Raw genomic sequence first — 14,689 nt, 5'->3', positions numbered from 1 at the left:
TATAGGAATTCATAGTTATTATACAACATCCATAGTAGGCCTTTTGGAATTAACCAGGTCGCCTGTCAGCTTTGGCGTTTGTTTCCCTGCGGTATAACCTTTTATAGCATAATACAGGATATATAAGTAACAGGGTACCATTAAAGCAAAAAACACTGCCATGAAATTATAGGATTCCTTGAGGCTGGCAAAAACCTTAGGAATGATAGCTCCTCCTGCTATGCCCATGATCAACAGGGCAGAACCTTTTTCTGTAAACCTTCCAAGTCCGCTGATGGCTAAAGGAAAAATGGCGGGCCACATCATTGCATTGGCCAATCCAAGTGCTGCCACAAAAGCCACAGATACATATCCTTTTGTAAGAAAAGCTGCAGTGGAAAACAAGATGCCAAGTATTGCTGAAATACGCAATGCTTTTTGCTGCGAAATGAATTTTGGTATGGTAGCCAGCCCAATAATATAGCCAACCAGCATAGCTCCAAGTGTAAAGGAAGTAAAGTATTTAGTTTCATCTGTAGGTATGTGAAATCCTTTTCCATAAGTTCCAATAGCATCGCCTGCCATTACCTCTACACCTACATAAACAAAAATGCATAAGGCGCCAAGCCATAAATGTGGAAATTGGTAAATACTTGTCTTTTCTTTAGCTCCTTTCTCAGCTCCTGGTTGTACATTTTGCTCAGATGCCTTTATCTCGGGTAATGATGAACGAATTATCCAAACGGCCAGTAATACCAGGATCACTGCCATGATCACATAAGGCACATATACTTTGGAGGCAAATTCATTCAATATAGATTCTTTGGTAACCAGGTCAGGGGCAGATTTCACTTTATCTTCCAGTTGGTTGATCCCTTTTAAAACTACAAGGCTTAAAATGATAGGAGAGATGATACCGGCCACTTTATTACATATTCCCATGATACTGATGCGCTGCGCTGCACTTTCAATGGGACCTAATATGCTCACATAAGGATTCGATGCTGTTTGCAATAAAGAAAGTCCGCTACCAATTATAAATAAGCCTGTTAATGATGCAGGATAATTGCGGTGTGTGGCAAACTGGCCAAACAGGAATGTGCCTACGGCCATTGCCAGTAGTCCTATAGCCATCCCTTTTTTCATACCTGTTCTTTCCAGTATCCAGGAAGAGGGTAAGGCAAGGAAAAAATAGGCCATGTAAAAGGCAGTAGTTACAAGAAAAGCCTTTGAGTCTGTATTAAGTCCAAAAGCAAGTTTTACATAGGTGATCAATGGACCATTCAGCCAGGTCACAAAACCAAATACAAAAAACAAAATGCCTATTATGACTATCGCAGAACGGTTCGAGGTCTTGATTTGATTCATAGTAGCTTGTTACTGTTTTTAAATATAGTAAATGACCTGTTGGTTTCAGAGCACAAACGGTTGCGCAATCACAAATTTGCTCAATCGTTTGCATAGTTATAAAATAAACAATTTGATTAAGTTTGATGACAAACTTCCCTATGGAGTTAAGGTTATTGATCAAACAGAGTTTTAATTTTCGAAATAAGCATTCGTTTAGCGGGCTGTTGTTTTAACTACGGCCCTTTTTTACTTTCTATTATGAATACAGTCCACCAGTTGTCTTCTGCCATTGATACCAAGCAACCATTACCTATACAATTTATAGCAGATGCTGCAGGATATTCAATGGCATCAGTTGCACAGGCACTGGATTCCATGGAAACATCTTTCCTTCAATATGCACCATGGAAAGACTCTTATCCCTATCAGCCGGTTGTCAGTTTCTCTATTGCCTACAGTCAATCTGCCATCTATATCAAATTCAATGTGAAGGAAAGATATGTAAGAGCTGCTGCTACAGAGATAAATGGTCCTGTGTGGCAAGACTCATGCGTAGAGTTCTTTATTTCGTTCGACGGCAAGTACTATTATAATTTTGAATTCAATTGCACAGGTACTGCTTTAGTGGGTTATGGCAGTTCAAAAACTGAACGGCGTTTGTTGCCGGCGCCACTTATTCAAACCATTGGTACCTATTGCCTGATACAGAATAAATCCGGAGATGAAAACAAGTATTGGGAACTAACATTGCGCATACCAATGCAGGTATTTTTACATTCCTCCATTGATAACCTGAAAGGACGTCAATGCCTTGCAAATTTTTATAAATGCGGCGATCTTTTGCCTGAGCCCCATTTTATATGCTGGAAGAATGTTGATTCTGCTGAACCTAATTTTCACTTGCTACATTGCTTTGGCATCCTCGATTTCAAATAGCATAATAATTTGCCAGGCTAGCCTGTTTTTCTTTTGTGTAAATTGTGATTCCTGATATGGATAAAAAGCTTCCTACTATAAAAGAGATTGCCAGGCGATTGAATGTATCTGTATCTACTGTTTCAAGGGCTTTGAGTGATCATCCACGTATAGGTCTCCGCACCAAGACAAGAGTGCAGGAACTTGCTAAAGAACTTAATTATGAGCCCAATGCCCAGGCTATATTTTTTAAACAGAAAAAGACATTTGTTATTGGTGTGATCCTTCCCTCTATTAGGGAAGAATTCTTTTCAGAAGCCATCAGCGGCATTGAATCAGCAGCTACAGAGCACAATTATACCATACTTTTTGGCCAAAGCTATGATGATCCTGAAAAGGAAAAGAACGTGGTGGAAGCAATGAAAAAACAAAGAGTTGATGGCCTTATCATTTCACTGTCAAAGCAAACCAACAAATATGATCATTTGACGGCACTTGAAAAATACAATATTCCCATAGTGTATTTTGACCGTGTGCCACCATTTGAGAAGGTCAACAAGGTGTATTGCAATCTATACAAAGGGACGATAGATATGGTGGGATGGCTGATCAGCAGGGGATATAAACGCATAGCGCTGATTAATGGCCCTGATAAGTTAGCAGCCAGCAAGGAAAGACTCAATGGCTATATAGAAGGCTTATCCAAAAGAAAATTAAAGGTTGATATGCAAATGGTGGAAAAGACAAACCTTTCCCGTGAAGGTACTTATGCAGCTATGAGGAGCCTCCTCGCTTTGAAACATCCTCCTGTGGCTATTATCACTTTTAATGATTACGTGCATATGGATGCTGTACAATATGCGCAACAGCAGGGTATACAGGTCAATAAAGATATTATCTTCGTCAGTTATGCCAACCTGCCCATCACTAATTACACTGCATTTCCACCATTGGTATCCATTGAACAATACCCTTATGGTCAGGGTGAAAGAGCTATGGAGATCATGATCAAATTGCTCCACGATAAAACGGAGAATAATCTTATAGACACTACCTATGTAGAAGAAATGCCTGCAACATTGGTCATGCATGGCAATGCACGGGTATAATGATCTTGCGCACTCGATTGCACCTTTCCTGTTCGTTTCTTTGCTATAACTTTCGTTAGATCAACTTCACAGCATCTTTGTACTTTAATTTTAAACCTCATTGTAATAATATATTGGACATGCCTGAATTTGTTTTGCCTGCATACGGATTGAAGGAGGAAACTTCAATATTGGAACCATTTGGTACAGGATTGATCAACAATACCTGGAAGGTAACAACACCTGGTGATTCCTTTATTTTACAAAGAATAAATGATGCTGTGTTCCTGGATCCTGAAGCTATTGCATTCAACATACAGTTGGTTGCTGCCTATCTAAAGCAAAATCATCCTTCCTATCCTTTTATTGCACCGTTAACCTCCACCGAAGGAAGCCAGATGATTTATGTAAAAGATAAGGGCTTTTACAGGATGTTCTCTTTTGTGCCGGGTTCACATTCAATAGATGTGGTGCATACGCCCGCACAGGCATATGAAGCTGCACTCCAATTTGGCCGGTTTACATCACTGCTTTCCGGCATGGATATCACTCAGCTAAAGCTCACTATTCCTTCATTTCATGACCTGGAACTGCGTTATAATCAATTCCTGCTTGCGCTGAAAAATGGAAATACGGAACGGATAAGGAATTCGCAGAGATTAATAGAACAATTGCAATTACGTTCATTCATTGTAGATGAATATAAAAGCATCAGGCAGAATCCGGAGTTTAAATTACGGGTTACCCACCACGATACAAAGATCAGTAACGTATTGTTTGATAAGGATGATAAAGGCATTTGCGTTATTGACCTGGATACTTTAATGCCCGGTTATTTTATAAGTGATGTGGGTGATATGATGCGCACTTACCTGTCACCTGTAAATGAAGAAGAAACTGATCTTTCCAAAATAGAAGTGCGTGATGAGTTTTATAAAGCTATTGTTCAGGGATATTACCAGGAAATGAAGGCAGATCTGACGGGGACGGAAAAAGAACATTTCTTTTATGCCGGTGAGTTCATGATCTATATGCAGGCACTTCGCTTTCTCACTGATCATCTGAACAATGATATTTATTATGGTGCTAAGTACCCCGGGCATAACTTCAACAGGGCACTTAACCAGGCAACACTACTTGATGCGCTTATCAAAAAACAACCCTTGTTAGAAAACCTGGCTTTGTAAAAACAAGTAATTGAGTAATAAAGGAAATACCCGGCCAGAGCCAGGTATTTACAAACTTATTATTATAGTTACGGCATGAAAATCAGACTACGAAATCCCTGAATTTCCTGTTATTGAACAAAACCGGGATGATAATAGAAGCCGTGAATCCCATTATTAAAATAACACCCAGCAAAAGCGTGTGAAATTCAGAATTTAATACCTTATCTGCGCTTCTATGGGCAGCCTCGCCTCTCCATGCACAGAATAAGGTCAATAGTATAAATACAATGGAAAACACAAGGTCACCTTTATTGAACATCTTTTTAAATGCATAGTAACACGCCCCAATTACTAAAAATATAAGGTTTACTGCAAATATCAGTGTAGACACGTTGATTAATGGGTTCAGGTTAAAATGGGTTGATTGTCGAAAAATGACATCATAAATCAGGCACCCCAGTGTTGCAAGGATACCAGCAAATACTGAAGTGAGTAAAGTCCTGGAAAAAACAGATTGAGGAAAATAATCGTAATTCATATAATTGATTTATCAGTTTATAAAAGTTAAAGGATAGTTATCCGATAGCGCCCCGGGGTGATAATTGGATGGTGTGCAAACTTAATACTTAATATACAAAAAGCTTGCCTGCGCAATATTAAATTGAAGGTTAATAACTAAAACTTGTGGTAAAACATGAGCTGAGCATTGTTATGGATGTGCTCTTTTTGTATAAAACCAGTACTTTTGCGCATGCAGGAGGCAGCGTGCAACGTTAACAGTTGTTTTTTATGCAGTTTTTGTATCCCCGCCTGGAAAGAGGCAATTGCACTTCATAAAAAAACCTATCAATTTAAAAAAGGGGAAGACATATTCAGGGAAGGAGACCCCGTGAAAGGCATTTATTTTATATATACCGGTTCAGTTAAGGTATACAAGCAATGGGGCGAACAGAAGCAACTCATATTAAGGTTTGCTAAAGCAGGCGACATATTAGGTCACAGAGGCTTGGGTGGAGTAGTAGAATATCCTATCGGCGCCACTGCCCTTGAAGATTCCAAAGCCTGTTTTATCAGCAATGATTTCCTGGAGGCAACATTGAAAACAAACCATGAGCTAACCTATAAGCTCATGCATTTTTATGCCACTGAATTGCAAAAAGCTGAAATGCGTATGCGTGACCTTGCCCATATGGAAGTAAAAGGCAGGGTAGCAGAGGCCCTGTTGGAATTGAGAAACATATTTGGGGTGAATCATGATCAACATATCGCAGCCACCATCACCAGGCAGGATATTGCTTCCTATGCGGGTACCACCTATGAAACGGTTTTTAAGTTCTTCAATGAATTGGCCGAAGAGAAGATCATTACTACCAATGGTAAATCTATAAAGATCAACGATAGTGATCGGCTTCAGCAATTCAGTAAAAAACAATCCTGATAACAATTGTAAACAACCATTTTATATAACAGACCAGATGAAACAAAAACCTTTAGCACACAATGGCATTCCCATTTCCATATCTTTTGATGAATCATTCAAAGAGGATAATTCTTTCAGAATACCTGCAGATAAATCCAGGCTGCTCTATATTTCTGCCTTAGCCATAGCTATTGGTATTTGCATCAGTTTTATTGCAAAGTTTTTAGTTTACCTCATCAACCTAATTACAAACCTTTCTTTCCACCACCAGTTCTCATTTGCACATTCCAGCCCTGCTACTAACACGTATGGCCTGTTTGTGATTTTAGTGCCTGCCATTGGTGGAGTAATTGTTGGCTTGATGGCATTATATGGATCAAAGGCCATAAGGGGACATGGTATTCCCGAGGCTATGGAACAGATTCTTACCAATAAAAGTAAGATAAGACCATCCATTACCTATCTTAAGCCTATTTCCTCGGCGGTTTCTATTGGTACCGGTGGACCGTTTGGTGCAGAAGGACCCATCATTGCTACAGGTGGCGCCCTGGGTTCTACGCTGGGTCAGCTTTTAAAGATATCTCATTACGAAAGAAAAGTTTTATTGGCTGCTGGTGCCACAGCAGGTATGTCTGCCATATTTGGAAGCCCTATTGCAGCCATATTCCTGGCCATAGAATTATTGTTGTTTGAATTTTCACCCCGATCCATACTTCCTGTTGCATTGGCATGCATCACCGGCTCTGCGGGGCATCACCTATTATTTGAAGCCGGCCCTGTCTTCCCTATGCCCCAACTTGAAATGCCGGGTAATACAGCATTAGCTATTTACAGTGTTATAGGTATCGTTATAGGGCTCATAGCTGCCGGGGTTACCAAGATCGTTTACTTCATCGAGGATGCCTTTGAGAAGCTACCCATACACTGGATGTGGTGGCCAGCCATTGGTGGTCTTTTGGTAGGTATTGTCGGATATTTCGCACCACGGACACTGGGGGTAGGGTACGATAATATTACTGATATTCTTTCGGGAACCATGACCTTTCAGATCGTAGCTTCCCTTTGCTTTATGAAGTTCATTTCCTGGGCCATTGCCCTGGGAAGCGGAACCTCCGGCGGTACCCTTGCTCCATTGTTAACGATAGGTGGGGCTACAGGCGCATTATTAGGTACGTTCATTATATACATGTTTCCCAATGCTGGTGTTACCTTACCTATGGCCGCGTTGATAGGCATGTCGGCCATGTTTGCCGGCGCGTCGCGTGCCCTGCTTACGTCCATCATCTTTGCTATTGAATCTACAGGACAGTCCAATGCCTTGCTTCCACTTTTGGCAGCCTGTATAGGTGCCTATTTTGTTTCCTTCCTGCTTATGGAAAATACCATCATGACAGAAAAGATCGCAAGAAGAGGCGTGAAAACGCCACATTCCTATGAACCTGATATATTGGACAAAATGATTGTGCAGCAGGTGACCAAGGAAAATGGCACAGTGTTGTGCGCTGATACCACTATTGAGGAAGTACGTCAATGGTTGCAATCACACAAGGACCAGCAGCGCAACTATTATATAGTAGTCAGCAAGGAAGGTGTGTTTAATGGCATCATTAGTTCTTCCAGCCTTTTCAGTATGCACCAAAAAGAACAGAATACTATCGGTTCACTGATCAAAAGAAAGCCTATAGCTATTACCAATGAAGATTCACTGAAGGCTGCCGTGGAAGTTATGGCAAAAGAGAATGTAGATGTATTGCCTGTGGTTGATCATGATGATAATAAAATAACCGGGGTGTTATCATATAAAGATATTCTATCTGCCTATCGTCATCATATAGATGAACATGAAGAAGGTGTTTCTATTTCCTTAAAAAGGAGAACCCTAAAGGTGTTGTTGCATGGAAAAAAAAGATTGGCGGAGATAAAGGTGAAGGGCAGGAGTTGAGCCTGGAGCCGGGAGTCTGTAGCCCGGAAAATTGCCTTTGACCCATATGTTAAGGATATCACCTTCCATTATGGGCTATAACCTTAAGCCAGTTCCAATAATTCAATGGAATAATTGCTACAAATATTTACTTTTTGATCTAACCAGGAATAGGCCTATTCCTACCTTATCTCAACTTTATCTTATACATAAGCCATAGATGAGCCGAGGATATCCCGACTCTATAAGAGTCGGCTTATCGTCGGCTTATCCTCGGGATATCCTCGGGATATCTTCGGGATATCTCCTGCCCGGGTTGGTTTTTACAATAAAGGAATCTGGAATTTTGGCAGGAAAAATTTTGAATATTAGCACAGGACTCCTCTGGTACTAACAGGCAATGCCCCTTAAGACCAAAATTTGAGGATTTTTGAAGTGCCAGGCCAAAAGGGCTTGTTTTAGGGTCTGTTTTTTTAGACTATTCGAATTTTAAAACTTAGGGCAGAAAACAATGGTTCTGTATACATACACACATGCAAAAGTTGTGAGAGAAGGTGTGGTAATTTAATTCTTGTTTGTAAAGCCAGATAGCGCAGAAAAAAATAAAACTACTATAGAGTATCCCTTTTGATATTTGATTATTATACAGAATATTAATCTTGAAGATCCTGGAAATTCCTGATACTCGTTTTAAGATAGGAAAGCAATAACATGCATCTCCGGATTAACCACCTTTACATTCCTTGTTCTATTGTTCCATATTTTATCCCCTCCTCAATAATCCTTATTAATCCTAAAAATCATAGTTCTATATTACTTCCTGACCTTGCCACTATACACCAGTTTCCCGATCTTGCCATTGGTGCCAGCCAGGTAAACAGTAGTGCCAAATTTGGCGATGCGCACCACGTGGAAACTCTCCGATGATATAGGTATCCAGGTATTACCCCCATCGAAAGTGTAATCAACCCCGGTAAGTCCGCATGTAACCAATTGTTTTTTAGCGAGGAACTCAACGCAACTGTGGTATCCTTTGGGAGGGGTTTTAGAAGCTTTCCATGTTTTGCCCCTGTCGTTGCTGTAAAAGCAATTTTTAAGGGAAGAAGTATCGGCTGAAAAATCTCCGCCCACGATCACTAATTTATCACCACCTTTTTTATGATAACGATCCCAAACGGCTATGGAATTGGGGCCGGTAGTTTCTTTTCCATGTATCATAGGCAGGGAGATCTTTTGATCCCTGATGAATATATGAGAGGTCAATCCCCCGGTTACAAATACCGCTTCGTCATTACTAAGGGCACGGATATTGGTGCCGCTGGCAGCAAAGCAGGCTTCCCCGCTGTCTGCTACTGGTTTATATTGATCAGGAATCTCTTTCCAGGTGTTACCACCATCGAATGTGCGGGCAATGAAGAATTTGCCGTTAGTAGGATCGCCGATCACAATGCCTGCATCCCTGTTCCAGAATTCCATGGCATCAAGGAACATGCCTTTTGCTTTATTTTCATACACTACCTTCCAGGTGTCACCACCATCAACCGTTCTTAATATGTAGGCAGGTTCTCCCACACCCATTATAATGGCAGTGCTACCATCAAAAGCTTCTATATCACGGAAGTCTGTTTTTTCAAAACCTTTAACTTTCAGCCAACGCCAGTCTTTTCCTCCATTGGTGGATCTTCCTACTGTGCCATTGCTTCCACTGACCCAGACCACGTTGTCATTGACAACGCTTAATCCACGCAATGATATTTTATTACCCTGGGTAAGTATGGTCAAGGAAGGAAGACCTTTTTGCGACCAGGATACAAAGCATGCAGGAAGGAGCAGAATAAATACTAATAGTTTTTTCATTGATACCAGTTAATGTTGGCTCAACAATATACTTCACAGAAAGACATTTTAAAAATTCAATGGAATACACAGAAGCCTGCAGGGTCTTTCGGGGAGGTGCACTATAAATAATTAAGTCTATCTGTTAGATATCCTTTCCCGGCGTCCTTAGGTTTGGGGCAAGAAAAAGCCCTGTAACCAGGGCTTAATAAATATGCTTAGTTATTGCTTTTTAATTTTTTGGAAAAGACCTTTTCAAACTTTTCCAGTTTCGGCCGGATAACTACAGAGCAATAAGGATTCGTATTCTTATTCAGTTCGTAGTATTCCTGGTGATAGTTCTCTGCAGGATAAAATTTGGTGAATGCAGTTACCTCTGTTACAATTGGTTTATTGTAGGCACCGCTTTTGTCCAGTTCTTTTTTATAAAAAAGAGCTTTTTCTTTTTGCTCATCGTTGTGGTAGAAAATGGCACTCCTGTATTGCGTGCCAACATCTGCACCCTGGCGGTTCAGGCTAGTTGGGTCATGGACCTGGAAGAATACCTCAAGTAATTCCTCGTATGATATCTTGGCTGGCTCATACACCACCTGTACACACTCTGCATGACCTGTTTCCCCGGTACATACTTCTTTGTAGGTAGGTTTTACTACTGATCCGCCTGAATAACCAGAAGTAACGCTTAATACTCCATTGAGTTGTTCAAATACAGCTTCAGTACACCAGAAGCAACCGGTGCCAAACGTAGCAGTATCTGTATTTGTTCTTTCGACGGAATTGATCAGGGAAGAGCTCATAGCTGTATAGCTTTTTTCGGAGTTACACGCAAATAACGTGCAGAAACTAAGAACAGAAAAAATGGTTTTAGATATCATACAATTACTTGGGAGAACAAATTTCCATCTGAAAGTATATAATGAAATCCCAACAAAAAAGTTTTAACACAAGGTTGGAGGTGCTTTAACCCAATTTTAGAACAAATAGAGCCTTTACCTTTGACAAAACCTGTTTATTAGCGTATTTGCATGAAACTATATCCAGAATCGGCATCGGTACAGTTGGAGTTTGACAAGATTAAATCATTGCTGCATGAGAAATGCCGTTTTGAATATTCCAAATCCAGGGCAGATGACCTGCGCATACATACCCGGAAAGAATTCATTGACCGGGAACTGAGGCAATCCCATGAGTTTCGCCAGTTGTTACAAAATGGAATTTATTTTCCAAACGATTATATTTTAAATCTATCCAAAGAGATCAGGTTATTACAAATAGAAGGAGCTGTGCTTGCCGGTGAGCAATTGGTGGCCCTGCGCAAGCTGGCATTGACCATGGAAAGCATTTTTCGGTGGTTCGATCCGGAAAGACGGGAGGCATATCCTGGACTTCTTGAAGTAATTGCCGGCACCTATTATGAAAAGGCCATACTGAAAATGATTGATGATGTGGTAGATGAAACAGGTACTGTGAAGGACAATGCCAGTGATGAACTGTCATCAATACGGATGGGTCTCTACCGCAAGAGAAATGAGTTACGCAAGGCATTTGAACGCATCATAAGCAAATTAAACAAGCAGGGCTACCTCGCAGATATTGAGGAAAGCTTTATGAGTGGCCGGAGGGTGGTAGCTGTATTTGCCGAACAAAAAAGAATGGTGAAAGGCATCCTTCATGGTGAGAGCGATAGCAGGCGTACAGCTTTTATTGAGCCTGAAGAAACAATTGACCTTAATAACCAGTTGCACGAACTGGAAAATGCGGAGCGCAAGGAAGTGTATCGCATACTGAAGCAACTCACCAAACAACTTTCTGCCTATTCTGCATTGCTTTCTGTCTATCATACTGTTGTTGGAGAATATGATTTTATCAGGGCCAAGGCGGCATTTGCCATTGATATAAAGGGGGAATACCCGTTGGTAAGTGATAAGGCGCTGGTGCACCTTGTGAAAGCCTGTCATCCCTTATTGTATTTATATAACCTGAGAGCTGGTAAGCCTACAATCCCCGTTGACCTTACGCTTGATGAAAAGAACAGGGTATTGGTTATCTCCGGTCCAAATGCCGGGGGCAAAACGGTTACCATGAAAACCGTGGGTTTGTTGCAGATGATGGTGCAGAGTGGTTTGCTGGTTCCAGTGAATCCCTCCTCCCAGTTTGGCATCTTTAAGCAACTAATGATACATATTGGTGACACGCAAAGCATAGAGTTTGAGTTAAGCACTTATAGCAGCCATTTACTGAGCATGAAGTACTTTATGGAGAACGCCAATGGAAGAACCTTATTCTTTATTGACGAATTGGGTAGCGGTAGTGATCCTAACCTTGGAGGTGCTTTTGCAGAAGTGATCATGGAGGAGCTGGCACGCAAGCATGCTATTGGAATTGTGACCACACACTACCTGAACCTGAAGGTAATGGCCAACAAGACACCCGGCATTGTCAATGGGGCTATGGCCTTTGATGAAAAGAATCTCTTGCCCCTGTATAAACTTGCGATTGGCAAACCTGGGAGTTCCTATACATTTTCCATTGCAGAAAGGATTGGCCTTGATAGGAAACTAATACAGAAAGCAAGAGCATTGGTAGATGAGGATCACTTTCGGCTGGATAAATTATTGAACAGGACCGAACAGGATCTGCAGGTGGTGCAACAAAAAGAAAGAGATCTGCATCGGCTGTTGAAGGAAAATGAGCGCTTGAAAAAAGAAATGCAGTTGGTGATGGACCAGGAGCGGCACCGCCAGCAGGTGGAGGTTTTGCAGCAACAGAATAAAGTGACAGAGGATCGCATAGCATATTTAAAGGATATGGAACGCAAACTGAGGCAGATAGTGATAGAGTGGAAAAAGACAGAAGATAAAAATAAGGTGGTGCGGGAGATGGCCTCGCTGCTATTTAAAAAGAATGAGCAGAAGGTGGTGAGTAAAAAACAGAAGCAATTGGATTCAAAATATGAAGAGGTGAATGGTGATATCAAGGTGGGGGATAAGGTGAAGATGAAAAAGAATTTGCAGGTGGGTGAGGTGCTGGAGCTGCGAGGCAAGAAGGCTGTTGTGAAGATCGGTATGTTGCCGATGCAGATAGATTTGGGAAGTTTGGTATTGATCAAAGAGAAAGACGGCGAAGAAAAAAAATAGCAAACTATTGAAAATGATTTTGTTGGTTTCCGCCTGCCATCTATATTTGCGCCGGAGAGATGGCAGAGCGGTCGAATGCGGCGGTCTTGAAAACCGTTGACTGTAACAGGTCCGGGGGTTCGAATCCCTCTCTCTCCGCCTCCGCCCGCCGAAGCTTTAGCGAAGGCGGGCTTTGCTTTTATAGCTTTCAGTCTTAATTCCCCGCGGGCTTCGGCGGACGAGGTGAGCTACAGATTTAGAACTCTTGCAATTTCCTTCCAGGCGTTCTACATTTAATCCATGCATTATGTTTATATTTTACAATGTAATGATGGTTTATCCTACACAGGTTGTACAGAAAATTTAAAAGAAATATTACAAAGGCATTCAAATGGTTATGTTCCAGCAACGAGTTCAAGATTGCCCGTTGAAATAATATTCTACTGTGCTTTTAAGAACAAATACAAAGCTTTTGCATTTGAAAAATATTTAAAGTTCGGTTCAGGCAGGGCATTTATGAAGAAAAGACTTATAGTTTAGGACCTTTCAATATTTATGGCTTAAATTATTTGCCGGAACATTCATTGGCTTGTAGCCTCCACTTTATGGGATCAGTGTAACTAATCCCTCTCTCTCCGTCCGCCCCCCGAAGCTTTAGCTGGTATGTAGGAAATTTGATTTTGATATTATGAATAAAGAGTCCATTCCAAAGTTTCAAATTTTTGCAAAACCCAAAAGCAAAACTGATAGTGACGTCTTTCAGTTCTTAAAATTTCACTTGATAGGGAAACCCAATAAAAAAAGCCCGGGTATATATTTATCTACTCCAGGGAGTATTACAAAAGAAATTTGAGGAGTTTTTGATCAACTTTCCTTTATTTAAAGTAACATTAAGTGAAGATTTATTGAGAACAAGAATACTTTACTTATAGCTTGAGAGAAGTATTCTTTTTTGTTCCTGACGATCCCTTTTTGAAATCTATGGGTTTAGGTGAATTAGGCAGCTTGGGACGTGCATTAGTGTTGGGAGTTTTTTTATTAATATCACTTGGATTTGTCGAAGTTGAAATAGTTGTGTGTGTATTGACTTTTTCATTGATGACTGAAGCATCTGTACCCGCACTTCTCTTTAGAATGCCAGCGGAACTGTAATCATGCTTAAAAACTAATGTTTTATCACCTTCTGTACTTACATACAATTTATTATTTTCATCGACCAGCAGTTCTTTTTGGAGACTTATATTTTCTATAATTTTTTTATCAAGATAATTGTTGAATTTATCTTTCACTTCATCTAATAGTTTATATTGTTCTTTTATTGTCGAAACCAGGCCTCTAATATCATCATTGAGGTATTTACCCCATTTTAAACTCTGCAATTTCTTTGAATTATTTTCTTCCACCTTATATGACCAATATGGAGATTGGAACTCTATACTTTCCGCCTCGCCTTGTTGAGAAATTTTAAATATTCCTTTTATGGTATAATTAAAAGAGATGAAAGGGTCTTCGCTTCTGTCTTTGCCAATGCCTATATAATCAGGGGTTGTTATATAATAAGAGACTTTATTGCCAGGAATGGTAATACTTACTAAGACATCAGAATCTACTTGAAAAACTGAAAAAATAGGATTCATAAACCTGATATTTAAATCTCTTAAGCCCTGACTGGTGCGGCCTTTCATACTTTCAACTATTGACTCTGTTATACGGTCTTCCAACTCGCGTTTCCTGATATAAAAATGGTCGTGAAAGATTTCCTCAAGCTTTCCTTGTTCACCTATATAAAGTAATTTATTACCTGATATTACTTTAAGTTGAATACTTCCAGATTGGGCTGAGGCAGACATTCCAATGAAAAAAACTATGGTATATAAAGACAAAACTTTCATACT

The 14,689-nt window shown here is 40.4% G+C and carries 12 protein-coding genes and 1 tRNA gene; 8 read left to right on the top strand and 5 right to left on the bottom strand.

The features are described from left to right. Nucleotides 1-18 precede the first annotated feature (18 nt). Nucleotides 19-1,347, bottom strand: a complete 1,329-nt coding sequence (locus BUA53_RS00570; protein WP_072833295.1) for a sugar MFS transporter — start codon at nucleotides 1,345-1,347, stop codon at nucleotides 19-21. A gap of 240 nt (nucleotides 1,348-1,587) precedes the next feature. Here BUA53_RS00570 and BUA53_RS00565 point away from each other — a divergent pair, with 240 nt between their 5' ends. The 3 genes from BUA53_RS00565 (at nucleotide 1,588) to BUA53_RS00555 (ending at nucleotide 4,519) form a co-directional block, all read left to right on the top strand. After that, nucleotides 1,588-2,265 (top strand): carbohydrate-binding family 9-like protein, encoded by a 678-nt coding sequence (locus BUA53_RS00565; protein WP_139256298.1) that lies wholly within the window; start codon nucleotides 1,588-1,590, stop codon nucleotides 2,263-2,265. 56 nt (nucleotides 2,266-2,321) lie between these two features. Beyond that, a complete protein-coding gene (locus BUA53_RS00560) occupies nucleotides 2,322-3,353 on the top strand; it encodes a LacI family DNA-binding transcriptional regulator (RefSeq protein ID WP_072833294.1) in 1,032 nt (343 codons plus the stop codon). Nucleotides 3,354-3,472: 119 nt separating this feature from the next. Continuing rightward, nucleotides 3,473-4,519, top strand: coding sequence for a phosphotransferase enzyme family protein (locus tag BUA53_RS00555; RefSeq protein ID WP_072833293.1), 1,047 nt, complete (start codon nucleotides 3,473-3,475; stop codon nucleotides 4,517-4,519). A gap of 82 nt (nucleotides 4,520-4,601) precedes the next feature. On the opposite strand, the gene BUA53_RS00550 is transcribed toward BUA53_RS00555, so the two are convergent. After that, the gene (locus tag BUA53_RS00550) at nucleotides 4,602-5,039 is read right to left on the bottom strand and encodes a hypothetical protein (RefSeq protein ID WP_072833292.1); all 438 of its coding nucleotides are present in this window, start codon (nucleotides 5,037-5,039) and stop codon (nucleotides 4,602-4,604) included. Between the two features lie 213 nt (nucleotides 5,040-5,252). On the opposite strand from BUA53_RS00550, the gene BUA53_RS00545 reads away from it, so the two are divergent. Together BUA53_RS00545 and BUA53_RS00540 are read left to right on the top strand one after the other, a co-directional pair. After that, a complete protein-coding gene (locus tag BUA53_RS00545) occupies nucleotides 5,253-5,939 on the top strand; it encodes a Crp/Fnr family transcriptional regulator (protein ID WP_084079733.1) in 687 nt (228 codons plus the stop codon). A gap of 37 nt (nucleotides 5,940-5,976) precedes the next feature. Further along, nucleotides 5,977-7,863 carry a chloride channel protein gene (locus tag BUA53_RS00540; RefSeq protein ID WP_072833590.1) on the top strand — a complete coding sequence of 629 codons (1,887 nt, stop codon included), beginning with the start codon at nucleotides 5,977-5,979 and terminating at the stop codon, nucleotides 7,861-7,863. 792 nt (nucleotides 7,864-8,655) lie between these two features. On the opposite strand, the gene BUA53_RS00535 is transcribed toward BUA53_RS00540, so the two are convergent. Together BUA53_RS00535 and msrA are read right to left on the bottom strand one after the other, a co-directional pair. Then, entirely contained in the window at nucleotides 8,656-9,699 is a 1,044-nt protein-coding gene (locus tag BUA53_RS00535) for a WD40/YVTN/BNR-like repeat-containing protein (RefSeq protein WP_072833291.1), read from the bottom strand. A gap of 197 nt (nucleotides 9,700-9,896) precedes the next feature. Continuing rightward, nucleotides 9,897-10,475 (bottom strand): peptide-methionine (S)-S-oxide reductase MsrA, encoded by a 579-nt coding sequence (gene msrA / locus BUA53_RS00530; RefSeq protein ID WP_245792983.1) that lies wholly within the window; start codon nucleotides 10,473-10,475, stop codon nucleotides 9,897-9,899. A gap of 228 nt (nucleotides 10,476-10,703) precedes the next feature. Between msrA and BUA53_RS00525 the strand changes: the two genes are divergently transcribed. The 3 genes from BUA53_RS00525 to BUA53_RS00515 all read left to right on the top strand — a co-directional run bounded on the left by BUA53_RS00525 (nucleotide 10,704) and on the right by BUA53_RS00515 (nucleotide 13,334). After that, on the top strand, nucleotides 10,704-12,815 hold the full coding sequence (locus BUA53_RS00525; protein ID WP_072833289.1) for an endonuclease MutS2: 2,112 nt from the start codon (nucleotides 10,704-10,706) through the stop codon (nucleotides 12,813-12,815). Nucleotides 12,816-12,868: 53 nt separating this feature from the next. Further along, a tRNA-Ser gene (locus BUA53_RS00520) sits at nucleotides 12,869-12,953 on the top strand. A gap of 141 nt (nucleotides 12,954-13,094) precedes the next feature. Continuing rightward, a complete protein-coding gene (locus BUA53_RS00515) occupies nucleotides 13,095-13,334 on the top strand; it encodes a GIY-YIG nuclease family protein (RefSeq protein ID WP_072833288.1) in 240 nt (79 codons plus the stop codon). A gap of 386 nt (nucleotides 13,335-13,720) precedes the next feature. On the opposite strand, the gene BUA53_RS00510 is transcribed toward BUA53_RS00515, so the two are convergent. Then, a complete protein-coding gene (locus BUA53_RS00510; RefSeq protein ID WP_072833287.1) occupies nucleotides 13,721-14,686 on the bottom strand; it encodes a hypothetical protein in 966 nt (321 codons plus the stop codon). Nucleotides 14,687-14,689: the final 3 nt, after the last annotated feature.

Origin of the sequence: Flavisolibacter ginsengisoli DSM 18119, from assembly GCF_900129295.1 — a bacterium.
Lineage (GTDB): Bacteria > Bacteroidota > Bacteroidia > Chitinophagales > Chitinophagaceae > Flavisolibacter > Flavisolibacter ginsengisoli.
This window is presented reverse-complemented; position numbering and strand designations above follow the sequence as displayed.